This is a genomic window from Mycobacterium sp. PS03-16 (assembly GCF_004570325.1).
Lineage (GTDB): Bacteria > Actinomycetota > Actinomycetes > Mycobacteriales > Mycobacteriaceae > Mycobacterium.
Window position 1 is genome coordinate 1 of the sequence record NZ_SPQO01000050.1, and the last position, 26,183, is coordinate 26,183.

Genomic DNA, 26,183 nt, shown 5'->3' on the forward strand with positions numbered 1-26,183 from the left:
GCAGCACCGGATCGCCGCCGGCGTCGACGTGCTCGACGTGCGGCCGCCCGTGCTGCGCAGGCGCGGTGCGGCGCGGGTGCGCGCCGACGAGCTGGCCACCGGGCGGGCGCCTTCACCGGTCTGTGCCCGCGCGGCCGACCTGCACGCGATGGGGGTGCCGGCGACCGGTCAGCGCGTCGGCGAATGGATCGTGGAGGCGCGGTGGTGGGCGGCTCGGCGGGACGCCGCGATCGCGGCCGTGCAGGGCTGGTCGGCCGACCATGACGTGGCCGCCGGGATGCCGCTGGAGACGCTGCGGCAGGAGACCGGGTTGCCCGACGCCGAGCTGCTCGCGCCGCTGCTCGACGGCGCCGGTCTCGAACTGGCCGACGGCCGGGTGCGGCGACCGGGGGCCGGACTCCCCGACCGGGTGGACAAGGCGGTCCGCACGGTCGAGGAGTGGCTGGCGGCCGAACCGTTCCGGGCGCCGGACACCGATGAGCTCACCGAGCTGGGTCTGGGTCCGCGCGAGCTGGCCGCCGCGGTCCGCGCGGGCCGGCTCACCAGGATCGCCGACGGTGTGGTCCTCGGCCCCGACGCGCTCGACCGGGCCGCTCACCTGCTCGCGACGCTGCCGCAACCGTTCACCGTGGCCGAGGCCAAACGGGCGTTGGGCACCACCCGCCGGGTGGCGGTGCCGTTCTTGGAAATCCTTGACCGCCAACGCATTACCCGGCGGCTACCCGACGGCACCCGGGTCACCGTCGGCTCCGGCGGCCACTGATCTGAGTGCCACCTCTGGTACAGTGGATATCGGAGCGCCGGGAAGCCTGGTCGGCATGGTTGTTCAACCTCCCCGAAAGGTGCTCCCGTGCAGACCAATTCGATGCTGCCCCGCATCAGCTCCGCTCCAGTCGAAAACCCACGCAGCACACGGCTTTCCCGGCTGACTGAGGCCCTGCGTCGCGATCTCATCGGCGGTGTCCTCCTACTGCTCGCCGCGGTCGCCGCACTGGTGTGGGCCAACTCGCCGTGGGCGCAGAGCTATCACGATCTGCGCGCGTGGACCTTCGGTCCCGAATCGCTGCACTTGAACCTGTCGCTGTCCGCATGGGCCGCCGACGGACTACTTGCCATCTTCTTCTTCGTCGTCGCACTGGAACTCAAACGCGAGTTCGTGCACGGAGAACTGCGTGATCCGCGCCGGGCCGCGGTACCGGTTGTTGCGGCCGTCTGCGGCATCGCGCTACCGGCGCTGGCCTACCTCGCGGTCAACCTCGCGGCCGGATCCGACGCACTCGAAGGCTGGGCGATTCCCGCCGCGACGGACATCGCGTTCGCGCTCGCGGTGCTGGCCGTCATCGGCAGGCATCTTCCCTCGAACCTGCGGATCTTCCTGCTGACGCTGGCGGTGGTGGACGACCTGATCGCCATCACGATCATCGCAGTGGTGTACACCGGCTCACTGGCCTTCCCGCCGCTGCTGGCGGCGCTGGTTCCGCTGGCGTTGTTCGGGTGGGCGGTCCGTAGGCACCCGACCCGGTGGTGGCTGCTGGCTCCGGTCGGTGCAGTCACCTGGGCGCTGGTGCATGCGGCGGGCATCCACGCGACCATCGCCGGTGTCGCGCTCGGTCTGGTCGTACCCGCCGCACGATGGTGTGAGCGCTACGAGCATGCGGTCCGTCCGGTCTCGGCCGGTTTCGCGGTGCCGGTGTTCGCCTTCTCGGCCGCCGGGGTCACGGTCGGTGGATTGGCCGGCCTCACGCAGGCGCTGACGCAACCGGTGACCGTCGGCATCGTGGTGGGCCTGGTGGTCGGCAAAGTCCTCGGCATCGCCGGGATCACACTGGTGATCAAGAGGTTCGCACCCGGCCGGGTCGAGTTGCACACCGTCGACGTCTGTGGCGTCGCCCTGCTCGCGGGGATCGGGTTCACGGTGTCGCTGCTGATCGGCGACCTGGCCTTCGACGGCGCCACCGTGGCCGACCACGTGCGGATCGGCGTCCTGACCGGATCGCTCATGTCGGCGCTACTCGGGGCGCTGGTGCTCGGTGTACGCAACGGCAGGTACCGGCGCGCTGCCGATGTTTGACCCGTGAGCGGGTGGGTACGGCGCTACGCCTGGAACACAGGAGGCAGCCATGGCAGACACCCCGAGCGGCAGCATCGTCGACGACATCGTCAGCGACCACCGCGAATTCGAGAGCGTCTTCACCGAGATCGAGTCGGGCGGTGATCCGCGGACACAGCCCGAGCTCGTCGAACACGTGATCGCGGGCATCGTGCGGCACGCCGTCGCCGAGGAGGAGTACGTCTATCCGACGGCGCGCAAGGTGCTGCCCAACGGCGACGAGATCGCCGAGCACGAGATCGCCGAGCACAGCGAGGCCGAAGAGATCATGAAGGCCATCGAGAAGGCGGGCACCGACGACCCGCAGTACGACGATCTGGTCCGCAAGCTGATCGGCGACATCCGCCATCACATCGAGGACGAGGAACAGGATCTGCTGCCCGCGCTGCGCGACGCCTGCCCGCCCGAACAACTGCGGGACCTGAGCGGGAAATTCCAGCGGGCCAAGAGCATGGCGCCGACCCGGCCGCATCCGCTGGCGCCCGATCGGCCCCCGGCCAACCGGATCCTGGCCCCCGGCGCGGGCCTGGTCGACCGGCTCCGTGACGCGCTCTCCGGACGCAACGCCTGACCGGTGGTTGGATGGACGGTGAGCGGGTAGAGGAGACGCACATGGACATCAAGGGGTTGCTCCAGTCGTGGCCGGTGTACCGGCAGCTGACCGGTGCCGACCCGTTGGGCCGCGGCGCGGCCGCCCAGTCCCGGCGCAGCCTGGAGCTGACCCCGCGCACCGCCGCGGCCGACCACGTCGCCCATTCGGTGTGCCCGTTCTGCGCGGTCGGCTGCGCACAGAAGGTGTACGTCAAGGACGACAAGGTCGTCCAGATCGAGGGCAACCCCGACAGCCCGATCTCCCGGGGCCGGCTGTGTCCGAAGGGTTCGGCGAGCAAGCAGCTGGTCACCGGTCCGCAGCGGCTCACCAAGATCCGCTACCGGCCGCCGTACGCCACCGAGTGGCAGGACCTCGACCTCGACACCGCGATGAACATGGTGGCCGACCGCATTCTCGACGCGCGCGAGAAGGGCTGGCAGCAGTTCGACGCCGACCGCAACACGCTGCGCCGCACCATGGGCATCGCCAGCCTCGGCGGCGCGACCCTGGACAACGAAGAGAACTACCTGATCAAGAAGCTGTTCACCGCGCTGGGCGCGTTACAGATCGAGAATCAGGCGCGTATTTGACACAGCGCCACGGTTCCCGGTCTGGGAGCCTCCTTCGGTCGCGGCGGGGCGACGGACTACCAGCAGGACCTCGTCAACTCCGACTTCATCGTCATCATGGGCTCCAACATGGCCGAGGCGCATCCGGTCGGGTTCCAGTGGGTGATGGAGGCCAAGGCGCGCGGCACCCGGGTGGTGCACATCGATCCCCGGTTCACCCGCACCAGCGCGCTGGCCGACCAGCACGTGGCGCTGCGCGCGGGCAGTGACATCGCGTTCCTGGGCGGGGTGATCAACTACATCCTGTCCAACGAGCTGGACTTCCGGGAGTACGTCGCCGCCTACACCAACGCCTCGTTCATCGTCGACGAGAGATTCCGCGACGCCGAGGATCTCGACGGGCTGTTCTCCGGCTACGACGACGAGACCGCGTCGTATGACCCGTCGTCGTGGCAGTACGAGACCACCGACGCCGAGGAGGGCGGTGCGGAGTCCAAGGAGGACAGCTCGGCCTACGACTCCGGCTCGGGCGGGCCGCCGATCGAGGGCGGCGCGGGCGACATCCCCAACGATCCGACGCTGCAGCACCCGCGCTGCGTGTACCAGCTGCTCAGACGGCACTACGGGCGCTACACCCCGGAGATGGTGGAACGGGTGTGCGGAGTGCCGGCCGATCAGTTCCTGGAGATCGCGCGGGCGTGGACGTCGGCGTCGGGCCGGGACAAGACCGCCGCGCTGGTGTACAGCGTGGGCTGGACGCAACACACGATGGGCGCGCAGTACATCCGCGCGGGCGCCATCATCCAGCTGCTACTGGGCAACATCGGCCGGCCGGGCGGCGGGGTGTTCGCGCTGCGCGGGCACGCCAGCATCCAGGGCTCGACCGACGTGCCGACCCTGTTCAACCTCCTGCCCGGCTACCTCTCGATGCCGCGGGCAGGTCACGCCACGCTGGCCGACTACATCGACGACATCAAGAGCCGCAACCAGAAGGGCTTCTGGCACAACGCAGATGCCTACATGGTGTCGCTGCTCAAGGAGTACTGGGGCGACCACGCCACCGCCGACAACGACTTCTGCTTCGACTACCTGCCCCGCATCAACGGCGACCACGGCACCTACCGCACGGTGATGGACATGGTCGACGGCAAGGTGTTCGGCTACTTCCTGCTCGGCCAGAACCCGGCGGTCGGGTCGGCGCACGGCCGCCTGCAGCGCCTCGGCATGGCCAACCTCGACTGGCTGGTGGTGCGCGACCTCGTCGAGATCGAGAGCGCGACGTTCTGGAAGAACGCCCCCGAGATCGAGACCGGCGAGATCTCCCCCGAGACCTGCCGCACCGAGGTGTTCCTGTTCCCGGCGGCCTCGCATGTGGAGAAGGAAGGCACGTTCACCCAGACCCAGCGGATGCTGCAGTGGCGCGAACAGGCCGTCGAGCCACCCGGCGACGCACGTTCGGAGCTGTGGTTCTTTTACCACCTGGGGCGCATCCTGCGCGAAAAGCTCGCCGGCTCCACCGATGATCGGGACCGGCCGCTGCTCGACCTGTCCTGGGACTACAAAGTCGACGGTGACGAACCGTCCGGTGAGGACGTGCTGCGCCGCATCAACGGCGTCGACCTGACCACCGGCCGCGCGGTCAACGGCTACACCGAACTCAAGGCCGACGGGTCCACGATGTGCGGCTGCTGGATCTACAGCGGGGTCTACGCCGACGAGGTCAACCAGGCGGCGCGGCGTAAACCGCACACCGAGCAGGGGCCCTACGACAACGAGTGGGGCTGGACCTGGCCGCTGAACCGCCGGGTGCTCTACAACCGGGCGTCGGCCGATCCGCAGGGCCGGCCGTGGAGCGAGCGCAAGAAACTCGTCTGGTGGGACGAGTCGAAGGGCTCGTGGACCGGTTACGACATACCGGATTTCGAGAAGACCAAACCGCCGGACTACCGGCCCGAACCCGGGGCCGTCGGGGTCGCGGCGCTGCGCGGCGACGACCCGTTCGTGATGCAGGCCGACGGTAAGGCCTGGTTGTTCGCACCCGCCGGGGTGCAGGACGGGCCGATGCCCACGCACTACGAACCGCACGAGTCGCCGGTGCGCAACCCGCTCTACGCCCAGCAGGGCAACCCGGCGCGAAAGGTCTACGGGCGTGAGGACAATCCGTCGAACCCCTCCCCGCCGGAGGCGCACGGCGAGGTGTTCCCGTTCGTGTTCACCGCGGCCCGGCTGACCGAACACCACACCGCGGGCGGGATGAGCCGCCAGCTACCGTATCTGGCCGAACTGCAGCCGGGTCTGTTCGTCGAGGTGTCGCCGGCGCTGGCCGCCGAACGCGGGTTGACGCACATGGAGTGGGCGCATGTGGTGACCAGCCGCGCCGCGGTGGACGCCCGGGTGTTCGTCACCGACCGGATGCGGCCGTTGCGCATCGACGATCATGTGGTGCACCAGATCTGGATGCCCTACCACTGGGGCAACGTCGGGCTGATCGACGGCGACGTGGTCAACGACCTGCTCGGGGTGGTCGCCGATCCGAACGTGTTCATCCAGGAGAGCAAGGTCGCCACGTGTGACATCCGCCCCGGCCGCCGGCCGCGCGGGCCGCAACTGCTCGAGTACATCGCGGGCTACCGGCAGCGTGCCGGGATCACCGCCGAGACGGGCACCGACCTGGACACCACCGAACCGTCGCGTGACCACACCGAAGGGAAGCGATGAGAGACAACAGCTTCTACGGTCCGCTGCACGATGTGGCGGGCGACGCCGGGTACGACGAGGCCCCGCCGCGCGTGGGGTTCTTCACCGACACCTCGGTGTGCATCGGCTGCAAGGCCTGCGAGGTGGCGTGCAAGGAGTGGAACGACGTGCCCGTCTCAGGTGATGGGGACGGGTTCAACCTGCTCGGCATGTCATTCGACAACACCGGCAACCTCGGCGCCAACTCGTGGCGCCATGTCGCGTTCATCGAACAGCCCGCCGCCCCGGCCGACTCGGTCGATCTCGGGATGCCCGGGTTCGAGCGGCCCGGCGACGCGACGGGCGCCGAGACCCGGCAGGACTTCCGGTGGCTGATGGCCTCGGACGTGTGCAAACACTGCACGCACGCCGGCTGCCTCGACGTGTGCCCCACCGGGGCGCTGTTCCGCACCGAGTTCTCCACGGTCGTGGTGCAGCAGGACATCTGCAACGGCTGCGGGTACTGCGTGTCGGGCTGCCCATACGGGGTGATCGAACGACGCGAGGGCGACGGCCGGGCGTGGAAGTGCACGCTGTGCTACGACCGGTTGCACGACGGGCTCGAACCGGCCTGCGCGAAGGCGTGTCCCACCGACTCCATCCAGTTCGGGGTGCTCGACGAACTACGGGAACGGGCCGCGCTGCGGGTCGAGCAGCTGCACGAGCGCGGTGTCACCGAGGCGCGGTTGTACGGGCACGACCCGAACGACGGCGTGGGCGGCGACGGTGCGTTCTTCCTGCTGCTCGACGAGCCGGAAGTGTATGGGCTGCCACCGGATCCGGTGGTGCCGACGCGCGACGCCGGCGCGATGTGGCGGTACGCGGGGATGGCGGCGTCGGCGCTGGTCGGGGTCGCGGTGTCGGCGTTCTTCGGGAAGCGCAGCTGATGCGCGAGTTGAGCAGCGAGGCCGGGGCGTCGGGGCAGACCGCCCAGACCCGGCACCGCCGCGGCGGCCGCGACGACATGGCGGTGCCGGAGGCCGAATTCCGCTCGTACTACGGGCGGCAGATCCTCAAGACCCCGGTGTGGAACTGGATGATCGCGGCCTACCTGTTCAGCGGAGGCCTCTCGGCCGGGTCGGCGATGCTGGCCGCCGGCGCCGATCTCACCGGCCGGCCCGGGCTGCGGAAGGTGTCGCGGCTCGGTGCGCTGGCCGGCCTGCTCGCCAGCATGTACTTCCTGATCGGCGACCTCGGCCGCCCGGAGCGGTTCCACCACATGCTGCGCGTCGCCAAGCCCAGTTCGCCGATGAGCATCGGCACCTGGATCCTCAGCGGGTACGGACCGGGCGCCGGTCTGGCCGGCGTCGCGGAGCTGATGCCGCGGCGGCTGCGCCGGACCCGGCTCGGCCGGCTGCTGGACTGGGCCGCCCGCCCGGCGGGTCTGGAGGCGGCGGCCGTGGCCCCGGGCCTGGCCTCCTACACGGCGGTCCTGCTGTCCCACACCGCTGTTCCGGCGTGGCGGGAGGCCCACCCGTACCTGCCGTTCATCTTCACCGGATCCGCGGCGGCCAGTGGCGGCGGACTCGCGCTGCTGCTCGCCCCGGCCGGGGAGACGGGCCCGGCCCGCCGCATGGCGGTGGCGGGGACGGCGGTGGAGGTCGCGGCGTCGCGGGCGATGGAGCGGCGGCTCGGCCTCGTCGGCGAGGCGTACACCACCGGCCGGCCACACCGGCTGCGCCAGCTCTCCGAGGCGCTGACCGTCGGCGGTGCGGCAGGGGCGGTGCTCGGCGGCCGCCGGCCGTCGGTGCTGGCGCTGTCCGGGGCGGCGCTGCTGGCCGGCAGCGCGCTGCAGCGGTTCGGAGTGTTCGAGGCCGGTGTGGCCTCGACCCAGGACCCGAAATATGTGGTGGTGCCGCAGCGGGAGCGGCTGGCGGCCGGCGAACCGGCGTCAGGGCAGGGCTGAGCGCCCGGCGCAGTACTGCACCAGCACCCGCAGGTGCGCGGCCACCGCCTCCAGGTCCGCATGCTCCCGGCGTGCGTAGATCCGCACCAGATAGCGGAACCCGGCGTGTCCGATCCCACCGAGCAGGACCGCCCCGTACCCGAGCGCGTCGAGGGTGTCGGCAACGGCGGCGTCGTCCGCGGCATTCACGACGCCGGTCGTGACGACGACAGCCTGCCGTTCGGCGATGATGCGTTCGGCCAGTGCGCACGTGGCGAACGTGTCCGGGGAGTCGCCCGCGGTGCCCGCATGGCGGGGCTCCACCGGCGCGAAGGACACGGTCGGTACCGCCGACACCGACCACGCCGCGGCCGCCGTCGCCTCCGCCATCTCCCGAGCGAGCACTGTCAATGCGTCGAACACCGTTGCCGGAGTGGTGGAATCGAGCGCCGCGACGATGCGTGGCAGCAGTCCGCCGCGGCCGCGGGGTGCGGAGACCGGCTTGTCGGCGACCGCGTTGAAGGCACTGAACTGGCCGCGGCCCTGCCGTTTGGCATGCCGGAGTGAGGCGTCCGCGGCGGCGACCAGGTCGTGGCCGGTGCGGTGCTGCGGCCCCGGCGCGGCCGCACCCCAGCTCAGCGTCACCGTGGATCCGACCCTGGCCCGCAGCGCGTCGGCGGCGGCGTCGGCGAACCGGCCCGCGTCGTCGATCGTGCTGTGCGGGAGCAGGACACAGAATTCATCGCCCCCGACCCGCGCCACGACGGCCCCGTCGACGGTGGCGGCCGTGTCACCGAGCGCGCCGGCCACATGCCGCAGGAGCGCGTCGCCGGCCGAGTGGCCGTCCCGGTCGTTGACCAGTTTGAAGGCGTCGAGATCGCACACCAGCACCACCGGCGGGGTCGCGCGCAGATCCGCGTCGAGGTGCTCGTCGAGCGCGCGCCGGTTGGCCACCCCGGTCAGCGGGTCACGGTGGGCGTGCTCCCAGATGGTGCTGAACAGTTCCGAGCGCCCGATCGCCACCGCCGCGAGCGCGGCGATCGCCTGCAGCAGTTGCACGTCATCGGCGCCGAAGCGGCGCGGCCCGACCGCGCTCACCCACAGCTCACCCCACATGAGGTCGTCGTGCATGATCGCCACGGCCAACTCGGTGTCCTTACCCAACCGGCGCAGGATCGCGAGCGCCTCGGGCGGCGCCTGCGGGTCGTCGACCGTGTTGATGTAGTGGCTGCCACGCTCCACCAGCTGCGCGATGTGCCGGTCCGGAATCACGGGGTAGCGCTCGTCGACGGGCCAGCGCTCCTCGTCCGGCCCGAGGTCGCCGACGTTGATCAGCGTGCGCAGGTGGTTGCCGTCGCGTTCCCAGCGGCTGATCGACACCGACGCCGCATTCAGCGCGGTGCGCGCCTGCTCGGCGATGACCTCGAGCGCCTCGTCGAAGAAGTGCGCATGCGAGACGGCGTGCGAGATGTGCAGCAGCGACCGCAGCACCGGCAGGTCCCCGTCCGCCGTGGCGATCGCGAACGCGTCAGGACGCCCGCCCCCGTCGCGTCCCCCGTCGTGCCCGTATACCGGCAAAGCGCCCCCGCTCAGCTGGGTCACCGATCTTGACCCATCCCGAGGGTAGTACGCCGTCGGGAGGCCCTACACCCACATCCGGCCGACGGCGAACCCGGCGCCCTGCTGCACCATGCCGTTGCCGGCGTACTGCCCGTGCGCCGCGTCGTTGCCGCCGGGCCCGCACACCGGGTCTCCCGGGGCGCACAACTCGATGGTCTTCGGCGCGAACAGCGGGTTGACCACGATCGGCGGCTGACCGTACTTCTGCAGGAACGTGCCGGTCGGCTTGCCGAACAACACCACCGCGGCGACGTTGTCGGCGATGTCGGGCGGCAGCGGCGCGGGAATCTGGGCGACGGCCGCGCCGGCCGGCACCGCCTCGGCGGTCACGAAACCCGAGACGATCGCGCCCTGGGAGAACCCGCCCAGCACCAGCCGGGTGTTGGGGCAGGCCGTCGACATGAACTGCACGCGGGTCGCCGTGTCACGCATTCCGTCGACCACCGTCCGCGGGAAGTCGGGATTTCCGAAGTCCGGGCTGGCCGGGTAGTTCACCGGATACACCCCGACCGGGCGCCAGCCCAGCTGCCAGCGCAGCGCGTCGACGAAGGCCTGCCCGGTGCCGCCCACCCCGGGCGCCTCACCGGTACCGCGCGCGAAGATCACCTCCACGTCGGGGCACGGCTGTGCGGCCGCCACGGGGACCGGTCCCAGGATCGCCGCGCCGCCGAGCGCGATCACCGCGCCGGCGAACCGCACCGCCCGCCGCGCGCACGCAGCCTTCACCATCGAGATGACGTTCACCTGTCCCCCACCATCAGCACCGGCCCCGACCCGCGCCTGATGGTAATACCGCCGGCCGACGGGGGCCGGTGCCGCCTAGACTCGCCGGCGCAGCCGTATGTGTCGGGGAAGGAGTGCGGTGGGGGCGATCCCGGTCATCGCGTTGACCGGCTACCTGGGCGCCGGGAAGACCAGCCTGCTCAACCACGTACTGCGTGCGCCGGACGCGCGGGTCGGCGTGGTGATCAACGACTTCGGCGACCTCAACGTCGACGCCGCGCTGGTGACGGGTCAGGTCGACGAACCGGCGTCCATCGCCGGGGGGTGCATCTGCTGCCTGCCCGACGAGGGCGGCCTCGACGAGGCGCTGGCCAAGCTGTCCGATCCGCGGCTCGGCCTCGACGCGATCATCGTCGAGGCCAGCGGGCTGGCCGACCCCGTCGCGGTGTCGCGGATCATCCGGTTCAGCGGCGCGGACAACGTCCGGCCCGGCGGCATCGTCGACGTGATCGACGCCGCCATGCACTTCGACACCGTGGACCGCGGCGGCACCGCACCCGCCCGCTACGGGGCGGCGACGCTGGTGGTGGTCAACAAGCTCGACCAGATCCCCGAACCCGACCGGGACGCTGCCATGGGCCGCATCGCATCCCGTGTGCGGGAGCGCAACCCGGACGCCCACATCGTCGGCGCGATCGGGGGGCGGGTCGACCCGGCCCTGCTGTACGACGTCGCCGACCCCGGCGGCGACACCGGTCAGCTGTCGTTCCGCGAGTTACTCATCGAAGGCCATGACCACCACCACGTGCACGCGGCGTCGGTGACCGTGACCGGGGACGGTTGCGTCGACCCCGGCGCGCTGCTCGATCTGTTGGAGGCGCCGCCCGCCGGGGTGTACCGCGTCAAGGGCACCGTGCACGTGCGCTACCGCGAGCGGGTGCGCGGCTACGTCGTCAACGTCGTCGGCCCCTCGGTGCACGTCGCCCCGGCGACCGGCACGGCCGGCAACTTCCTGGTCGCGATCGGCACCGACATCGACGTCGAGGCCACCCGCGCCCGGGTCGAGGCCGCGCTGCGCCCGCATGACGGCCCGGCGTCCGCGGCCGGGGTGAGACGCTTGCAGCGCTACCGGCGGCTGAGCGTCTGACTACCGCTCGCTGGCGCTGCCCCCGACCTCGGCGGGCAGCGGCGGCGGCAGCGGGGTGGTCGGCGTCGGGGTGGGCGCCGCCGCGGGCGGGGATGCCGACACCGTGCCGTCACCGTGGAACTCCAGCATCGTCTCCGCGCGGACGACGTCGTCACCGATGCTGACGGTCAACGCGTCGGCCGAGACCGTGTACGTGGCGCCGTCCGTGCGCGCGACGTAGCCACCGTCGCCGTCGGCGGTCGCCGAGGTGATCAGCCGGGCCCCGTCGCGCACCCGCACCCCGCGGTATTCCAGGGCACCGTCGGGTGACTCGCACACCGCGACCCGCGAACTGTCGGTGCGGCCGAACACCACCGCGGTGTCGGGGGCCGCGCAGCGCGCGGTCGAGTCGACGAAGCCCTGCGCATCCGAGGGTGGCGCCGCCATCGCCGGCGCCGCACCGAGCGCGAGCAGGCTGACCGAGGCCGCGGCGGCGGCCGAGCAACGGAGCGTGACGAACCTGAGTGCGGGCATCACCGTCCACTCGACCATGCCCGCACGGTCGCGCGCGAGCGCTGACACCGACCCACAACCGATTCGTTAGGTGCCCGAGACCCGGTCAGTCGGCGCTGCGCGGCACGGCCCGCGTCGCGGTGCGCACCGCCAGGTAGAGCACCGATGACGTCACCACGAACACCGGCCAGCCCATCGCGATCCGCGCGACCGCCAACAGGCCCGCCTGATCGGTGTCGTACAGGTAGAACTGCACCCCGAACCGCAGCCACGACACCGCGGCCATCATGAGCGTCGCACCGTCGAAGACGCGGCGGACCCGCCGGATCCGGCGCCACGCGCCGTCCCGGCCGGTGACCCACGCCCACACCACCCCGACCAGCGGCCGGCGCACCAGCACCGAGGCCGTGAACACGACGGCCAGGGCCAGGTACATCCAGATCCCCGGGAGGTAGAAGTCCTTCACCCGGCCGGTCACCCAGGCGAAGCCCGCGCACACCACCACGCCGGCGAAGCCGAGCAGGGCGGGCCGCGGCGACTCGCGGCGCAGCAGCTGCCAGCCGAGGATGACCGCCGCGGCGCCGAGCGCGGCGACGATCGCGGGAAGCAGTCCGAACAGCGCGGAGACGGGCGCGAACAGGGCGACCGGCAGCGCGGTGTACACCAGCCCGCGCACGCCGCCCGCCCGCGCGAGAAGGCGGTGCAGCGGCGGCACCGCGTTCGTCATGACCATCGAGGGTACCCAGCGGCGACCCGGTGCGACACGACGATCGGGGTGCGGCAGGATCGCGCTCAGCATGACTGATCCCGACGGTGCGCCGGCCCCCGCGCGGCGGCGCCACATCGTGCGGCTTGTGGTCTTCGCCGCGTTGGTCTTCGCCCTGTTCTACCTCGTGGCGGTCGAGCGGGTGATCGACGTGGAGCGGGTCCGCGACACGGTCGCCGGCACGGGTCCGGCGGCGCCGCTGACCTACGTCGTGGTGTCGGCGGCGCTCGGGGCGGTGTTCGTGCCGGGCCCGCTGCTGGCGGCGGGCAGCGGGTTCCTGTTCGGCCCTGTGCTCGGCACCTTCGTCACCCTGGGCGCCACGGTGGGCACCGCGGTGGTGGCCGGCCTGCTCGGGCGGCGCGCCGGGCGGGACAGTGCCAGGGCGCTGCTCGGTCCCGACCGCGCCGACCGCCTCGACGCACAGATCGCGCGGCGCGGCCTGTGGGCGGTGGTCGGCCAGCGCTTCATCCCCGGCATCTCCGATGCATTGGCGTCCTACGCGTTCGGCGCCTTCGGGGTCCCGCTGTGGCAGATGGCCGCGGGCGCGTTCATCGGCTCGGTGCCGCGTGCCTTCGTCTACACCGCGCTGGGCGCGTCGATCGACGATCTGTCCTCACCGCTGACGTTCGTCGCGCTCGCCGTGTGGTGCGTCACCGCGGTGATCGGCGCCGTCTACGCGCACCGCCACCTGCGCCAGTGGCGCGCCCACCGCCGCAGGCGCGCCGAGGACGCCTAGAGTCGACACGGTGAGCGCCGGGGAGCAGCGCGCCGGGGTCGAGCTGACGAACCTCGATCAACCGTTGGGCCCGGACGCCGGGGCCACCAAACGCGATCTGGTGGACTACCTCGACGCCGTCGCCGACCGGATCCTGCCCGGGCTGGCCGGCCGACCGCTGACCGTGCTGCGGGCATTGCGCGGCCAGAAGCCGTTCATGCAGAAGAACCTGCCCAAGTACGCACCGCAGTGGGTGCCGTCGGTGGCGATCTGGGCGGAGAGCTCGCAGCGCGAGGTGCACTATCCGCTGTGCGACGACCGGCGCACGCTGCTGTGGCTGGCCAACCAGCGGGCCGTCGAGTACCACCCGACGCTCGGACTGGCCGCCGACATCTACCGGCCGACCCATCTGGTGCTCGACCTCGACCCGCCCGAAGGCGACGACTTCGGCGCCGTGGTGGCCGCCGCCGAACTGGTCCGGCAGGCGCTGAGCGACAGCGGGCTGGCCGGTGCGGTCAAGACGAGCGGCGCCAAGGGTGTGCACGTGTTCGTGCCGGTCGACGATCACGCGCCCGTCGAGGACGTCGCCGCGGCGACACGGGCCCTGGCCGCCCGGGCCGAGGCGCTCGATCCCGCCCTGGCCACAACGGCTTTCATCGTCGAGGACCGGCACGGCAAGGTGTTCGTCGACTCCACCCGGGCCGGTGGCGCGACCGTGGCCGCCGCCTACAGCCCGCGCCTGCGGGCGGGCACGCCGGTGTCCTTCCCTGTCGCCTGGCCCGATCTCGCCGGGGTGCGGCCCGGCGACTTCACCGTGCACACGGCGATCGACGCGCTGGCCGGCCGTGACCCGTGGGCCGACGCGATGCCACCGGCGCAGCGACTGCCCGACGATCTGATCGAGCACGGTCGCACCATCCCGGTCGCCCGGGTGGCCGCCATGCACGAGGGCAAGCGCCGCGCCCGGGCCCGCCGCGCCCGCGGCGAGTGAGCCACGTCCGCTGACCTCGACGGGGGCGTCTCACGACCCGTCGTCGTCGACCAGCAGCGGCGGTTGCGGACCGAGTTGATAGACATGGTCGGGCGTGGCGATGGCGGTGATGTCGGTCGCCAGTTGGCCGGCCGAATGCGGTTCGGGGATGTCGGAATTCGCGATCACCACCAGCGTCGCATTCCGTTCGGGCAGGTACACGGCGACGGTGGCGTAGCCGGGGATGTCGCCGTTGTGCCCGATCCAGCCGTGGGCGTTGAACAACGCGAACGCGTAGGCGGCGCCCGGAACCACCTCGCTGCCGTCGGCCAGTCGCCGCGCGTGCGTCTCGGGGCGCAGCAGGGCACCGGTGGCCACAGCCGGGGCCCACCGCCGCAGGTCGGCCAGATTCGACACGATCTCGCCCGCGGCGTCGGCCCAGGACGGGTTCCACAGCGTGGTGTCATAGACGTTCCCGTCGGGCGCCTTGGTGTACCCGTGCAGATACGGGCCGGGCAGCAGTCCGTTGGCCGGATAGCTGGTCCGGGTCAGGCCCAGCGGCCCGAACACGTTCTGCTGCAGGTATTCGGCGAACGGCATCCCGGTCACCTTCTCGACCACCATGCCGAGCAGCACGGTGTTGGTGTTCGAGTACTCCCACTGCGCGTCGGGCGGGAAGTCGGTGGGAAGGGTGAAGGCCTCGTCGACGATCTGGCGGGGTGTCAGCGCGAAGGCGTCCGGGCCGAGCGGCGATTCCTGGTACACCCGGGTGCCGAACTCGTCGGATTCGGTGTAATTGGGCAGCCCGCTGCGCATCCGGCCCAGCATGTCGAGGGTGATCTGATCGCCGGCCGGCACACCGTCGACGTACTGCGAGATCGGATCGCTCAGCCGGATCCGGCCCTGGTCGACCAGCTGGAGCACGGCCGTTCCGGTGAAGGTCTTGGTGATGCTGCCGATCCTGGTGTGGTCGTCGATCGACACGGGAATGCGGGTGGAGGAGTCTCCGACCCCGACCGCCCGCACGTAGTCGAGCTCGCCGGGGATCGAGAGGCTCACGATCGCCCCGGGAATCCCCATCTGCGCCATGCGGGCCGCGACCGCGGCGTCGAGCTGCGCGTCCAGAGTGGGAACCGGTTGCGCTGCCACCGGACTCACTCCCGTCAACAATGCGGTGACGAGAACCGTGGCAGCCAGTGCGGCCGCCCTGCCGAATGTGACCACGTCTGGCTCCGATGCTGCCGCGGGCTGCTGTCCGGTGGACTATAACGCTGACTACGCCGGCCGTGGGGGCGATCCGATGCCCTCACGTGTGACGCCGAACCTTTGCGGGGGGAACGTGTGACCTGTCCCCTACGCGAAGCCGCGATGTCCACCGGAAGCGCAGAAACTGCCAAACCTCGATCAAATACTGCCAGTGGAATGAAATGGCCCACGGTTGCGGTTTACCCAGTCAGACCGGCTCGAAAGCGACCTAGGAGCATCCGGACCGGCCACCAGAAGCGTTCCGAACCGCGACTGAGGCCACGGCTCGAACTAGCAGAAACGATATCGAAAGAGGCACGAGGAAATGACCAAGTTCGGATTTGCCACCATCGCCGCCGGCGCACTGACCACCGCCTTCCTGGGGCTGGCCGCCCCGGCCGCCGCCGCCCCCGCGGGCCCCGGCAACGCCGCCGACACCATCAGCTCGCTCGATGACCGCGGCTACGCCGTGCGGGTCAACCACCAGGGCATGGTCAAGCCGCTCGATGAGTCCAGCATCGTGTCGGTGCGCTACGACAACGACGACCGCGTCGTCTACGTCACCGTCCGCTGACGCTGAGCCGAGAAAGGGGCGCCCCACCCGGGGCGCCCCTTTCGCATTTATTGCGTTTCTGCAACGATTGCGGTGCGTCTATGCGTCGGGAGGCGCAGGCGGGTAGGCCGGAGGTGTGCCTTCGACCCTGCGAGCGCCCACGCCCCACCCGCCCTGCACCGGACCGTCCATGCCGGAGGCGGTCGCACACTCCGTCGACCCCGACGACGCGGATGTCGAGCGGCTGCTGGCCGGCCTCGACGGCAGCGCCGACCACGCCGAGCGGGAGCGCTGGCGGCAGAATGTGATCACCACCTGCCTACCGATCGCCGATCACATCGCCTACCGATTCGTCGGGCGGGGGCAGTCCGCCGACGATCTCATCCAGGTCGCCCGGGTCGGCCTGATCAAGTCGGTCGACCGGTACGAACCCGAGAAGGGACGGTTCTTCGCCTTCGCGGTGCCGACCATCGTCGGAGAGGTGCGCCGCTACTTCCGGGACAGCACCTGGGCCATGCGGGTGCCGCGGAAGATGCAGGAGGATCATCTGCGCACCCGCAACGCGTTCGAACGGCTGGCTCAGCGGCTGGGCCGCACCCCGACCACCGCCGAACTGGCCGAGGAGGCCGGCTTGGAGCGTGCGGAGATCACGCTGTCTCGGGCGACCACGTGGGCGTACCGCCCGCTGTCGCTCGACGCGCCGCTGCCCACCGCGGAGGGCAACGGTGAGCAGACGCTCGCAGCGCTGCACCCCGCCGACGACGAACCGTTCGCCGGCGTGGAGGACCTGATGATGCTGCGCGAGGCCATCGGCGACCTCGACGCCCGTCAGCGCACCATCCTCGGGATGCGGTTCTTCGACTGCCTGACCCAGCGCGAGATCGCCCGGCGCCTCGACATCTCGCAGGTGCACGTGTCCCGGCTGCTCAACGGCGCGCTGGATCGGCTGCGCACTCGCATGTGCGGTGACCTGGCGGCGGCCGTCTGCCTGTTCGCCCCGATCATCACGCTGTAGCGCGCATGACCTCGTCGAGCACCACCGTCACCCGGAACCCGCACAGCACGAGGATGTGCAGCAGGTACAGCCACAGCGCCAGCGCCGACACGGCGCCGACGATCGGCAGCCCGCCGAACGGCGCCGACCACGGGATCGGGATGGCGAGGAACAGCAGGAAGCCCTGCAGGAAACCGGCGACGATCGCCCCGGTGCTGAAGGCACCGATCAGCAACGGGCGCAACGCCAGCCGGCCGGGCCCGATCAGCCCGAAGACCCCGACCAGCGCAGTCGACACCGTCACCCACACGATGTGGAACGCCACGACGATTCCCCATATCAGCGACCAGCCGCCGCGGTCGTAGAGCGGCCCGACGTACGGAGCCAGCATCAGCACCGCCAGCACCAGAAACGGGGCGACGGCCGCGACGCCCAGCAGACCGGCCCGGCCGCGCCAGCCGGTCAGCGTGTCCTTCGCGGCGGACATCTGGACGAACGCGCGGCGCAGTCCCTCGCCGTACAGGCTGGCCGGGAACAGCACCACCAGCGCCTCGACCCACGACATCGACAGCGCGACCGACGTCAGCGTGCGCAGGGCCTCGGGCGTGCCGTGCCCGCCGGGCAGCCCGCCGATGGCGGCGTCCATCGACGCGGTGACGGTGTCGTGGCCGACCAGCGCACCGACCGCCCACAGCGACGCCAGCGCCAGCGGCACCAGACCGATCACGCCGAAGAACGTCGCACCGGCCGACCACAGCGCCAGGTCGCTGCCGGGGAAGGTCGTGCGCACGCCCGAGGCCAGGTCACGCAGCCGGCTCATCGCCCGCTCCCCGCACCGCGGGTTTGGCAAGCTGGCGATGTGAGTGACGCGGACTGGTCCTCGCTGCACGACGGGCTGCAGCCGTCGCGGACCGTGCGCGGGTGGCTGCGGCTGATCGGTGCGCTGGCCGCGGGGCCGGTGCTGCGGATCCCGCCGGACGTGCTGTCGGTGGCCGGGGTGCTCGCGGTCGCCGCCGCCTGGTTCGCGGTGACCGGCCCCGGCTGGCCCGCGGCCGCGGCGGCGCTGATCGTCGCCGCGGGGGTGCTCGACGGGCTCGATGGCGCGGTCGCCCTGCGCACCGGACGGGCCCGCCCGCTGGGTGCGGTGGTCGATTCGGTGGCCGACCGGATCGGTGATCTGCTGCTCGGCGCGGTGCTGCTGGCGCTCGGCGCGGCACCGGTCTGGGTGCTGGCCGCGCTCGCGCTGGTGTTCCTGCTGGAGTACACCCGGGCCCGCGCGCAGGCCGTCGGCATGCCGGGCGTCGGTGCGGTGACGGTCGCCGAACGGCCCACCCGGCTCATCGTCGTCGCGCTCGCCGCGGGTGGCGCGGCCGTCGTGCCAGGTGGTGTGCCGCCGCTCGGCTGGACCTGGGGTGGGACGCTGGCGATCGCGTGGACGGTCGCCGGTGTCGCCGGGATGGCACAGCTGCTCATCGGCGTGCGCCGTTCGATGCCGCGGAGCTTCCCACCGGGCCGATGAGGCCGGCGACGATCTCGGCCGACATCAGCACCAGCGGGATGCCGCCGCCCGGGTGCGCCGAACCGCCCGCCAGGTAGAGACCCGGCACCCGGGCGCGGTTGGCCGGCCGGCGCAGCGCCGCGCGCGGACCGTGCGAGGCGGTGCCGTAGATGGCGCCACCCGGCGCGCCGGTGCGCCGCTGCAGATCCGCGGGCGTAATGGTCTCGACGTACCGAAGGCGGTCGCCGACACCGGCGCCGCGCCGGTCCAGCAGGTCGAGGACGTGGCGGGTGTAGCGCTCGCGCAGCGCGGGCGCATCCCAGTCGACTCCGCGGCCGGGATCGTGGGCGGGTGCGTTGACCATCACGAACCATCCTTCCGAGTCGTCGTCGGGCCGCAGCGCCGGGTCGTCGGGTGCGTGCACGTAAACCGTCGGATCGGGGACCGGGTGGGGCCGGCGCCCGAAGATCGCGTCGAACTCGGCGTCGTAGTCGGCCGGGAAGTACACCCGGTGGGCGGGTCCCGGGTGCCGACCCGAAAGCCCGAGCAGCAGAACGAAACCCGCCATCGACCGGGGACGGGCGCGCAGCCGGCGGCGCGCCGGTGCCGCGGTCCGGCCGGGCAGCAGGGCGCCGTAGAGCACGGCGGCGTCGGCGTTGCAGACGACCGCGTCGGCGGCGACGTCGCGGCCGTCGACCCGCACACCCGCCGCCCGCCCTCCGGCGACCAGCACCCGCTCCACCGCCGCCCCGGTGCGGATCTCGACGCCGAGGTCGACGCAGCGCTGCGCGACCGCGTCGACGATGCGGCGCAGCCCACCCGCGACGTACCAGGCGCCGAACTCCTGCTCGACGAAGGAGGTCACCGCCAGCACCGCCGGGGTGCGGCGCGGGTCGGAGCCCGAGTAGGTGGCGTAGCGGTTGAGCCAGGTGCGCAGCCGCGGATCGGGCAGCAGGCGCCGGCCGAGCCCGTCGATGGTCCGCCACGGGGCGACGGCCCGCAGGTCGGCCGGCCGCAGGCTCATCCGGGCCAGCGCGGCCAGCGACACCGGCCGCCGCAGCACGGGTTCGCCGACCAGATCCCACAGGCGCCGTGACCGGTTGTGCAGCTCCTGCCACGCCTCCCCCGCGCCCGGGCCGAGCGCGTCGTCCAGCGCGGCGGGCACCCGCGCCGGATCATGCGGCAGCCGTAGTTCGGTGCCGTCGCCGAAGACGTAGGCGCAGGCCGGGTCGACCGGTATCAGGTCGAGGTCCGACGGGCCGCCGGTGTCGGCGAACAACTCCTCGAGCAGCGCGGGCACCGTCACCAGCGACGGTCCGGTGTCGAACGTGAACCCGTCGCGTTCGAGCCGTCCCAGCTTGCCGCCCACCACCGGCGCCTGTTCGAACACGGTGACCCGGTGCCCGGCCGCGGCCAGCCGGGCCGCGGCGGCCAATCCGCCCAGCCCGGCGCCGACGACCACCACCCGGCTCATACCGCCCGCCCCTTCCAGCGCAGCGATCCGCGCGTCCGGCCGATCCACGACGAGGCGAGCAGCTCGAGCAGCGCGAGCACCGAAAGCGGATGGGCCAACGCATCCCAGGCGCGGCCGCCGCACCACCGCGCCGCCGCCACCCGGCCGACCACCGCCGCGGCGTACCCGAGCGCGCCGATCCGCGATCCGGTGACCGCGGCGGCCGCCGGGACGACGTAGACGAGGGTCAGCGCGGTCGCGATCGCGACCGCACCGGCGGGCGAGCCGAACGCCGCCCACAGCGATTTGCGGTACCCGTCGCGCAACTCCCGGCCGGTCGCGTACATCCGGCAGCTCGCGAGCTGCGAGCCGTCGGCGACGCCGGTGCGCCCGCCCGCCGACCCCGTCGTCGAGGTCCCCGCGACGCCGCCGCCCCCGGCGGCCGGCGCTCCGGCCGCCCCCAACGCCGCGGCCGTGCGCAGCATGTGGTCGACGGTGCGGGAGAAGGTGCGTCAGCGCAGCCGCACCATCGACGTGATGCTCGCCGGCGCCATCGTGCGCGCCGTCGAGGACGACACGCTGATGCTCAGCCACGAGTCCGCGCCGCTGGCCAAACGCCTTGTCGAGCAACGCAATGCCGACGTCATCCGCGAGGCGCTCAAGGATGCGCTCGGCGTGGACTGGAAGATCAGCTGTGAGGCGGGCGCGCCGGTGGACGCCGCTCCTGCCCCGACACCGCGGGCCGCTCCCGCGCCGCCGCCCCCACCCGACGGGAACGACGAGGAGAGCATGCTCGCCGAGGCCAGCGTGCCGGCCGACGATGCGCCGCGCCGCGATCCGGAGGAAGCCGCCCTCGAGCTGCTGCAGACCGAACTGGGCGCCCGGCGCATCGACGGCAGCTGAGCCCAGCTCACGTTCGGTCGGCTACGGCGTCCACCACGGGCGTAGCGGGAGTCCGCCGTCGCTGCCGCGGCTGTCGAGCTTGACCGCGAGCACCTGGTGCAGCTGCACGACGTTGGTCTCGAAGCCCAACCGCGAACCGGCCATGTACAGACCCCACACCTTGGCGGTGCCGAGCCCCACCTCGGCCACCGCCTCGTCCCAGTGGTCGACCAGGTTGCGGCACCAGTCCCGCAGCGTCATCGCGTAGTGATGGCGCAGATTCTCCTCGTGCACCACCTCGAGGCCGACGTCCTGCGCCTCGGCGATGATGCGCCCCGATCCGGTGAGTTCCCCGTCGGGGAACACGTAGCGGTCGATGAATCCGCCTGCGCTGGCTCCGGTCCGGTTGTCCGGGCGGGTGATGCAGTGGTTGAGCAGCAGCCCGCCGTTGCGCAGCTTGGATTTGAGGAAGCGGAAGTACGCCGGATAGTTCTGCACACCGATGTGTTCGGTCAGCCCGATCGACGACACCGCGTCGAATCCGCTTTCCCGGATGTCGCGGTAGTCGCCGTGGCGGATCTCGGCCAGATCGGTCAGGCCCTCCTCGGCGATCGCCTTCTGGCCCCACAGCGCCTGCTCCCGGGACAGCGTGACGCCGACGACCTTCACCCCGTGGCGGGCCGCATAGCGGACCATGCCGCCCCAGCCGCAGCCGACGTCGAGCAGACGGTCACCGGGCTGCAGCCGCAGCTTGTCGAAGACCAGCCGGTACTTGTTGTCCTGTGCCTCCTCCAGCGTGGCGTCCGGAGACGGGTAGCACGCGCAGGTGTAGGTCATCGACGGGCCGAGCACCCACTCGTAGAAGGTGTTCGACACGTCGTAGTGGTGGTGGATCGCATCGGCGTCACGGCTCTTGCTGTGGCGCAGCCCTTCGGCCATGCGACGCCACCGCGGCAGCGCCTCCTGCGGGGGCGGGGCGATCGGCTTGAGGTGTTCGAACCCGATGGAGCGCACGATGTTCGCCAGGGCCCGGGCGGACGGCCGGCGCAGGTTCATCCGGTCGGCCAGCGCCTTGAGCAGGTCGTACGGGTCGCCCGGGTGGACGCCCATCATCTCGAGGTCACCGGCGATGTAGGCGCGGGCCAACCCGAGGTCGCCCGGTGCGGTGGCCAGATACGTGGTGCCGCGCGGCGTGCGCAGGTTCAGGCCCAGTGCCGCCTCGGCCGGTCCCGCCGAACTGCCGTCGTAGGCGACGAACTTCAGCGGTTCGTGCCCGGAGGCGAACATCTCCAGGATCTCGGCGAGCGTCAGCTTCCGTTCCGGCGCACGGTCTTTGATGATCATCGCAACACTCCTCTCTTCGCGCGAGCGCTCATCGCCGTTGCACCGCCTTTGCGTAGAGGTCCAGCAGTCGGGAGTCCGGGTCGTAGGCCTTCTTGACGATCCGGTACGCCTCACCGCCGTAGAGATCGCCGAATTCGTCGCGGGTGTAGTACGCGTCGGAGTACAGGGACTTGTGCCCGTCGAGTTCGCTGACCCTGCGTTCGATCAGCCGGTTGGTGTGCCCCTCCTCGGGGCCCACCGGCACCGACGACCAGAAGCCGACGTTGACGTAGGTGTGGTGCGGCCGGATCGGGTACAGCGGCCAGCCGCGCTCGTCGCGTAACCGCAACGGACACAGCCAGATCGGCTCGATCGGCACGTTGCCGAGGAACCAGCGCAGGAACTCTGCGGTGCGCTCGATCGGCACCTCGATGTCCTGTACCACGCGCTCGCGTGGCGGCCGTCCGTGCCGCTTCTCGATGCGGTCGGCGATGTCGAAGCGCTGGTCGTAGCCGATCAGCTTCCAGTAGAAGCTGCTGCGGCGCAGCCGCCGCGGCCAGAACCGACGGATCCGCGGGTCCTGGGCGCCGAACGCCCGTGAGCACCAGAACCAGTCGGTGTCCCAGCGCCACAGATAGTCGTGGATGGTCAGCCGGTCGTGCTTCTCGCCGTCGGCGTGCTGGATCGAGCGATAGTAGATCTGCCGGCCGGTGTAATCGCTGACCGGACCGGGCGTCGCCGTCTGCACACCGAGGCACAGGTAGCTCTCGTCGGCGCTGAACACCACACCGTCGAGGTAGTCGACCGGTGCACCGTCGAGGCCGCCGGTCTCGACGATGCCGTCCATGGTCGCCACCAGATCGTCCAGCGAATCGAAGCGCAGGTGACGCAGCGCGACGAAGGGTTTCACCGGTTCCAGCTCGATCTTCAGGCGCACCGAGTACCCCAGCGTGCCGTATGAGTTCGGGAAGGCGTGAAACAGGTCGGGGCACTGGTGCGGGCTTGCGGTGACGATCTCACCCGCGCCGGTGAGGATGTCCATCTCCAGCACCGACTCGTGGGGCAACCCGTTGCGGAACGACGTCGACTCGATGCCCAGCCCGGTCACCGCGCCACCCAGCGTGATGGTCTTGAGCTGCGGGACCACCAGCGGCGCCAGGCCGTAGGGCAGCGTCGCGGCGACCAGCGTCTCGTACGTGCACATCCCGGCGACATCAGCGGTGCGGGCGTCGGGATCCACGGCGATCACCCCCGTCAGACCCGAGACGTCGAGTCCCCTGGTGGTGTTCTTGGCGCGGGCGCGGAACAGGTTGGACGTGGGTTTGGCGAGACGCACTGTGGCGGCCGGCGGAATCGCCCGATAGCTGGCGAGTAGCCGCTCCACGCCTGCGGCGTGAGCAGCCCGTGCGTCGGTCTGGGCAACTGACACGGATATACGCTAGTCCGCGGCCGCAGCCGATGCGACCGCACCCGACAAAGGAGAATTGACGACCATGGGACAGGTCAGCGCGTCCAGCACCGTCATGATCAACGCAGAGCCGGCCGTGGTGCTCGCAGCCGTCGCCGACTACCAGACCGTCCGCCCGAAGATCCTCTCCGAGCACTACCGCGACTACCGGGTGCTCGAGGGTGGCCAGGGTGCGGGCACCGTCGCCACCTGGAAGCTGCAGGCCACCGAGTCGCGGGTGCGCGACGTCAAGGCCACCGTCGACGTGGCCGGGCACACCGTGATCGAGAAGGACGCCAACTCGTCGCTGGTGACCAACTACACCGTCGCCCCCGCCGGCCCCGGTTCGTCGGTGACAGTCAAGACGTCGTGGACCGGCGCGGGCGGGATCAAGGGCTTCTTCGAGAAGACGTTCGCGCCGCTGGGCCTGAAGAAGATCCAGGCGCAGGTGCTGGAGAACCTCAAGCGCGAGGTCGAGACCGGCGCGAGCGCCTAACGCGAGGCGAGGAACGCCGCGATCCCACGCACGACGGCGTCGGCGTACTTCTGCCGGCCCTCCGGCGTCTTCATGAGCGCCGAGTCGGCGGGATTCTTCATGTTGCCGAGTTCGACGAGGATCGACGGGTACTGCGCATGGTTGAGGCCGGCGATGTCGCTGCGCGGGTTCAGTCCCCCCGAGCCGATGTAGGTCGACGGCGGAATGCCCGACCCGGCGAGCTGGTCGCGCATGATCTGGGCGAATTGCACGGCCGGACCGGCCTGCGCCTCGTTGAGCGGCGGTGACGAGTACAGCACGTGGAACCCGCGGCCCGTCGCCGGTCCGCCGTCGGCGTGGATCGACACGATCGCGTTGGGCCGCAGCGCGTTGGCCATCGCGGCGCGCTGGTCGACGCAGGGGCCGAGCGCGTTGTCGTTGCCGCGTGACATCGCGGTGCGCACGCCCAGCGCGGTGAGCGCCTGGCGGATGCGCAGGGTGGTGTCCCAGTTGAACGTGTGCTCCGGGTAGCCGTCGTCGGTCGAGGTGCCGCTGGTCTGGCACTCCTTGGTGCCGCCGCGGCCGGTCGGGACCTGCCGGCTGATCGAGGCGTCGTTGGCGCCGTTGTGGCCGGGATCGAGGAACACGATCTTGCCCGCGAGGTTGGCGGGCGCGGCGGCGACGGGCGCGGGCGCGACGAGGGTCGAGGCGGCGACGAGCAGGCTGGTGAGGATCGCGGTTCCGACACGCAGGCTGGCAGGCACGGCCGCCACCGTAGCCCGGGCGCCGACTACGATTGAAGGTCAGAGCGCCGGATTCGGGCGAGAGCAATCAAGTCGAGACCGGGTTTTTATCAACGAGACGCTTTAGCCAACAGACGCACTTCGAGACGACAAGGGGACCGATTCATGCAACCCGGTGGTGGCCAGCCTGATATGTCGGCGCTTCTCGCCCAGGCGCAGCAGATGCAGCAGCAGCTGATGGAGGCGCAGGAGTCGCTGGCCAACGCCGAGGTGCACGGGCAGGCCGGCGGTGGCCTGGTGCAGGTGACGATGAAGGGCAGCGGTGAGGTGGTGGCCGTCGCCATCGACCCCAAGGTCGTCGATCCCGAGGACGTCGAGACGCTGCAGGACCTGGTGGTCGGCGCGATCGCCGACGCCGCCAAGCAGGTCACCATCCTCGCCCACGACCGGCTCGGGCCGCTCGCCGGCGGCATGGACGGCCTGGGCATCCCGGGGCTGTAATTGTTTGAAGGCCCCGTACAGGATCTGATCGACGAGCTCGGCAAGTTGCCCGGCATCGGGCCGAAGAGCGCCCAGCGCATCGCCTTTCACCTGCTGAGCGTCGAACCGCCCGACATCGACCGGCTGACCGCGGTGCTGAACCGGGTCCGTGACGGGGTGACGTTCTGCGCGGTGTGCGGCAACGTCTCCGACGCCGAGCGCTGCCGCATCTGCAGCGATCCGCGTCGCGACGCGTCGCTGGTGTGCGTGGTCGAGGAACCCAAGGACGTGCAGGCCGTGGAACGGACCCGTGAGTTCCGCGGCCGCTACCACGTGCTGGGCGGGGCGCTGGACCCGCTGTCGGGCATCGGACCCGATCAGCTGCGCATCCGCGAACTGCTCAACCGGATCGGTGAGCGGGTCGACGGGATCGACGTCGCCGAGGTCATCATCGCCACCGACCCCAACACCGAGGGCGAGGCGACCGCCACCTATCTGGTGCGGATGCTGCGTGACATTCCCGGTCTGACGGTGACGCGCATCGCGTCCGGGCTGCCGATGGGCGGTGACCTCGAGTTCGCCGACGAACTCACCCTCGGCCGCGCGCTGGCCGGCCGCCGCGCGATGGCGTGAACGCGCTAGGTGTACTCGGCAGGGACGTTGTTGACGGTTTGGCTGTGAGAGGGGAGGACCTCCGGGCTTAGTGGAGATGTCTGACGTCTTCACACACACGGAGGTCCTCGTGTCCCACGCTAATGCTCGGCT

25 protein-coding genes and 2 pseudogenes are annotated in these 26,183 nt (G+C 71.3%); 16 read left to right on the top strand and 11 right to left on the bottom strand.

Annotated elements, in window-relative coordinates; all coding sequences use genetic code 11:
* The 6 genes from E4P42_RS24965 to nrfD all read left to right on the top strand — a co-directional run.
* Nucleotides 1-763, top strand: a 763-nt coding sequence (locus E4P42_RS24965) for a SelB C-terminal domain-containing protein (protein ID WP_209305869.1), incomplete at its 5' end; no start/stop codon positions are given.
* Between the two features lie 102 nt (nt 764-865).
* Nucleotides 866-2,071 (top strand): Na+/H+ antiporter NhaA, encoded by a 1,206-nt coding sequence (gene nhaA / locus E4P42_RS24970; RefSeq protein WP_209305871.1) that lies wholly within the window; start codon nt 866-868, stop codon nt 2,069-2,071.
* 49 nt (nt 2,072-2,120) lie between these two features.
* Entirely contained in the window at nt 2,121-2,681 is a 561-nt protein-coding gene (locus tag E4P42_RS24975; RefSeq protein ID WP_135129126.1) for a hemerythrin domain-containing protein, read from the top strand.
* A 41-nt stretch (nt 2,682-2,722) separates the two neighbouring features.
* Nucleotides 2,723-5,989, top strand: coding sequence for a formate dehydrogenase (fdh, locus tag E4P42_RS24985; protein WP_245234219.1), 3,267 nt, complete (start codon nt 2,723-2,725; stop codon nt 5,987-5,989).
* Nucleotides 5,986-6,894, top strand: coding sequence for a 4Fe-4S dicluster domain-containing protein (locus tag E4P42_RS24990; protein ID WP_135129132.1), 909 nt, complete (start codon nt 5,986-5,988; stop codon nt 6,892-6,894). The genes fdh and E4P42_RS24990 overlap by 4 nt, the downstream gene beginning before the upstream one ends.
* The gene (nrfD, locus tag E4P42_RS24995) at nt 6,894-7,913 is read left to right on the top strand and encodes an NrfD/PsrC family molybdoenzyme membrane anchor subunit (protein ID WP_135129133.1); all 1,020 of its coding nucleotides are present in this window, start codon (nt 6,894-6,896) and stop codon (nt 7,911-7,913) included. The genes E4P42_RS24990 and nrfD overlap by 1 nt, the downstream gene beginning before the upstream one ends.
* Here the strand turns inward: nrfD and E4P42_RS27635 are convergent.
* Both E4P42_RS27635 and E4P42_RS25005 read right to left on the bottom strand, forming a co-directional pair.
* A complete protein-coding gene (locus E4P42_RS27635) occupies nt 7,899-9,494 on the bottom strand; it encodes a diguanylate cyclase domain-containing protein (RefSeq protein WP_135129135.1) in 1,596 nt (531 codons plus the stop codon). The genes nrfD and E4P42_RS27635 overlap by 15 nt on opposite strands.
* Before the next feature lie 42 nt (nt 9,495-9,536).
* On the bottom strand, nt 9,537-10,241 hold the full coding sequence (locus E4P42_RS25005; RefSeq protein WP_135129169.1) for a cutinase family protein: 705 nt from the start codon (nt 10,239-10,241) through the stop codon (nt 9,537-9,539).
* A 133-nt stretch (nt 10,242-10,374) separates the two neighbouring features.
* Here E4P42_RS25005 and E4P42_RS25010 point away from each other — a divergent pair, with 133 nt between their 5' ends.
* Nucleotides 10,375-11,382, top strand: a complete 1,008-nt coding sequence (locus E4P42_RS25010; protein WP_135129137.1) for a GTP-binding protein — start codon at nt 10,375-10,377, stop codon at nt 11,380-11,382.
* Here the strand turns inward: E4P42_RS25010 and E4P42_RS25015 are convergent, their stop codons facing one another.
* Both E4P42_RS25015 and E4P42_RS25020 read right to left on the bottom strand, forming a co-directional pair.
* Nucleotides 11,383-11,913, bottom strand: coding sequence for a hypothetical protein (locus tag E4P42_RS25015; protein WP_167759621.1), 531 nt, complete (start codon nt 11,911-11,913; stop codon nt 11,383-11,385).
* Nucleotides 11,914-11,980: 67 nt separating this feature from the next.
* A complete protein-coding gene (locus E4P42_RS25020) occupies nt 11,981-12,601 on the bottom strand; it encodes a DUF3159 domain-containing protein (protein ID WP_135129139.1) in 621 nt (206 codons plus the stop codon).
* Nucleotides 12,602-12,671: 70 nt separating this feature from the next.
* On the opposite strand from E4P42_RS25020, the gene E4P42_RS25025 reads away from it, so the two are divergent.
* Both E4P42_RS25025 and E4P42_RS25030 read left to right on the top strand, forming a co-directional pair.
* Nucleotides 12,672-13,376, top strand: a complete 705-nt coding sequence (locus E4P42_RS25025) for a TVP38/TMEM64 family protein (RefSeq protein ID WP_135129140.1) — start codon at nt 12,672-12,674, stop codon at nt 13,374-13,376.
* Between the two features lie 10 nt (nt 13,377-13,386).
* Nucleotides 13,387-14,346, top strand: coding sequence for a DNA polymerase domain-containing protein (locus tag E4P42_RS25030; protein ID WP_135129142.1), 960 nt, complete (start codon nt 13,387-13,389; stop codon nt 14,344-14,346).
* 30 nt (nt 14,347-14,376) lie between these two features.
* Here E4P42_RS25030 and E4P42_RS25035 read toward each other — a convergent pair whose 3' ends face one another.
* A complete protein-coding gene (locus tag E4P42_RS25035; RefSeq protein ID WP_371287083.1) occupies nt 14,377-15,474 on the bottom strand; it encodes a serine hydrolase domain-containing protein in 1,098 nt (365 codons plus the stop codon).
* 421 nt (nt 15,475-15,895) lie between these two features.
* Here E4P42_RS25035 and E4P42_RS25040 point away from each other — a divergent pair, with 421 nt between their 5' ends.
* Nucleotides 15,896-16,144, top strand: a complete 249-nt coding sequence (locus tag E4P42_RS25040) for a hypothetical protein (RefSeq protein WP_135129146.1) — start codon at nt 15,896-15,898, stop codon at nt 16,142-16,144.
* Nucleotides 16,145-16,313: 169 nt separating this feature from the next.
* The gene (locus E4P42_RS25045) at nt 16,314-17,138 is read left to right on the top strand and encodes a SigB/SigF/SigG family RNA polymerase sigma factor (RefSeq protein ID WP_135129148.1); all 825 of its coding nucleotides are present in this window, start codon (nt 16,314-16,316) and stop codon (nt 17,136-17,138) included.
* Here the strand turns inward: E4P42_RS25045 and E4P42_RS25050 are convergent.
* A complete protein-coding gene (locus E4P42_RS25050) occupies nt 17,128-17,937 on the bottom strand; it encodes a YhjD/YihY/BrkB family envelope integrity protein (protein ID WP_135129150.1) in 810 nt (269 codons plus the stop codon). The genes E4P42_RS25045 and E4P42_RS25050 overlap by 11 nt on opposite strands.
* Nucleotides 17,938-17,976: 39 nt before the next feature.
* Here E4P42_RS25050 and E4P42_RS25055 point away from each other — a divergent pair, with 39 nt between their 5' ends.
* Nucleotides 17,977-18,636 (top strand): CDP-alcohol phosphatidyltransferase family protein, encoded by a 660-nt coding sequence (locus E4P42_RS25055; RefSeq protein WP_209305870.1) that lies wholly within the window; start codon nt 17,977-17,979, stop codon nt 18,634-18,636.
* On the opposite strand, the gene E4P42_RS25060 is transcribed toward E4P42_RS25055, so the two are convergent.
* Together E4P42_RS25060 and E4P42_RS27255 are read right to left on the bottom strand one after the other, a co-directional pair.
* Nucleotides 18,587-20,137: a phytoene desaturase family protein gene (locus E4P42_RS25060; RefSeq protein WP_371287084.1), complete on the bottom strand. Its 1,551-nt coding sequence runs from the start codon at nt 20,135-20,137 to the stop codon at nt 18,587-18,589. The genes E4P42_RS25055 and E4P42_RS25060 overlap by 50 nt on opposite strands.
* The gene (locus E4P42_RS27255) at nt 20,086-20,553 is read right to left on the bottom strand and encodes a hypothetical protein (protein ID WP_245234222.1); all 468 of its coding nucleotides are present in this window, start codon (nt 20,551-20,553) and stop codon (nt 20,086-20,088) included. The genes E4P42_RS25060 and E4P42_RS27255 overlap by 52 nt, the downstream gene beginning before the upstream one ends.
* Here E4P42_RS27255 and E4P42_RS25070 point away from each other — a divergent pair.
* Nucleotides 20,438-20,971, top strand: a pseudogene (locus tag E4P42_RS25070) (DNA polymerase III subunit gamma/tau); the annotation flags it as partial. The gene E4P42_RS27255 and the pseudogene E4P42_RS25070 overlap by 116 nt on opposite strands.
* A gap of 21 nt (nt 20,972-20,992) precedes the next feature.
* On the opposite strand, the gene E4P42_RS25075 reads toward E4P42_RS25070, so the two are convergent.
* A complete protein-coding gene (locus E4P42_RS25075; protein WP_135129155.1) occupies nt 20,993-22,294 on the bottom strand; it encodes a class I SAM-dependent methyltransferase in 1,302 nt (433 codons plus the stop codon).
* A gap of 28 nt (nt 22,295-22,322) precedes the next feature.
* Nucleotides 22,323-23,702: an FAD-binding oxidoreductase gene (locus tag E4P42_RS25080; protein ID WP_135129157.1), complete on the bottom strand. Its 1,380-nt coding sequence runs from the start codon at nt 23,700-23,702 to the stop codon at nt 22,323-22,325.
* Between the two features lie 64 nt (nt 23,703-23,766).
* Here E4P42_RS25080 and E4P42_RS25085 point away from each other — a divergent pair, with 64 nt between their 5' ends.
* Nucleotides 23,767-24,216 (top strand): SRPBCC family protein, encoded by a 450-nt coding sequence (locus E4P42_RS25085; RefSeq protein ID WP_135129159.1) that lies wholly within the window; start codon nt 23,767-23,769, stop codon nt 24,214-24,216.
* Here E4P42_RS25085 and E4P42_RS25090 read toward each other — a convergent pair.
* On the bottom strand, nt 24,213-24,959 hold the full coding sequence (locus tag E4P42_RS25090) for an Rv3717 family N-acetylmuramoyl-L-alanine amidase (RefSeq protein WP_135129161.1): 747 nt from the start codon (nt 24,957-24,959) through the stop codon (nt 24,213-24,215). The two genes, E4P42_RS25085 and E4P42_RS25090, sit on opposite strands and share 4 nt — an antisense overlap.
* A 144-nt stretch (nt 24,960-25,103) precedes the next feature.
* Here E4P42_RS25090 and E4P42_RS25095 point away from each other — a divergent pair.
* Together E4P42_RS25095 and recR are read left to right on the top strand one after the other, a co-directional pair.
* A pseudogene (locus tag E4P42_RS25095) lies at nt 25,104-25,412 on the top strand (YbaB/EbfC family nucleoid-associated protein); the annotation flags it as partial.
* Nucleotides 25,413-25,439: 27 nt separating this feature from the next.
* The gene (recR, locus tag E4P42_RS25100; protein WP_135129165.1) at nt 25,440-26,051 is read left to right on the top strand and encodes a recombination mediator RecR; all 612 of its coding nucleotides are present in this window, start codon (nt 25,440-25,442) and stop codon (nt 26,049-26,051) included.
* Nucleotides 26,052-26,183: the final 132 nt, after the last annotated feature.

Bases quoted from the DNA above. Each gene is read 5' to 3' on its own strand.
- nhaA (WP_209305871.1), top strand. From the start codon at position 866: ATGCTGCCCCGCATCAGCTCCGCTCCAGTCGAAAACCCACGCAGCACA.
- E4P42_RS24975 (WP_135129126.1), top strand. From the start codon at position 2,121: ATGGCAGACACCCCGAGCGGCAGCATCGTCGACGACATCGTCAGCGAC.
- E4P42_RS24990 (WP_135129132.1), top strand. From the start codon at position 5,986: ATGAGAGACAACAGCTTCTACGGTCCGCTGCACGATGTGGCGGGCGAC.
- nrfD (WP_135129133.1), top strand. From the start codon at position 6,894: ATGCGCGAGTTGAGCAGCGAGGCCGGGGCGTCGGGGCAGACCGCCCAG.
- E4P42_RS25005 (WP_135129169.1), bottom strand. From the start codon at position 10,241: ATGGTGAAGGCTGCGTGCGCGCGGCGGGCGGTGCGGTTCGCCGGCGCG.
- E4P42_RS25015 (WP_167759621.1), bottom strand. From the start codon at position 11,913: ATGGTCGAGTGGACGGTGATGCCCGCACTCAGGTTCGTCACGCTCCGT.
- E4P42_RS25020 (WP_135129139.1), bottom strand. From the start codon at position 12,601: ATGACGAACGCGGTGCCGCCGCTGCACCGCCTTCTCGCGCGGGCGGGC.
- E4P42_RS25025 (WP_135129140.1), top strand. From the start codon at position 12,672: ATGACTGATCCCGACGGTGCGCCGGCCCCCGCGCGGCGGCGCCACATC.
- E4P42_RS25040 (WP_135129146.1), top strand. From the start codon at position 15,896: ATGACCAAGTTCGGATTTGCCACCATCGCCGCCGGCGCACTGACCACC.
- E4P42_RS25045 (WP_135129148.1), top strand. From the start codon at position 16,314: ATGCCGGAGGCGGTCGCACACTCCGTCGACCCCGACGACGCGGATGTC.
- E4P42_RS25050 (WP_135129150.1), bottom strand. From the start codon at position 17,937: ATGAGCCGGCTGCGTGACCTGGCCTCGGGCGTGCGCACGACCTTCCCC.
- E4P42_RS27255 (WP_245234222.1), bottom strand. From the start codon at position 20,553: ATGCTGCGCACGGCCGCGGCGTTGGGGGCGGCCGGAGCGCCGGCCGCC.
- E4P42_RS25075 (WP_135129155.1), bottom strand. From the start codon at position 22,294: ATGATCATCAAAGACCGTGCGCCGGAACGGAAGCTGACGCTCGCCGAG.
- E4P42_RS25085 (WP_135129159.1), top strand. From the start codon at position 23,767: ATGGGACAGGTCAGCGCGTCCAGCACCGTCATGATCAACGCAGAGCCG.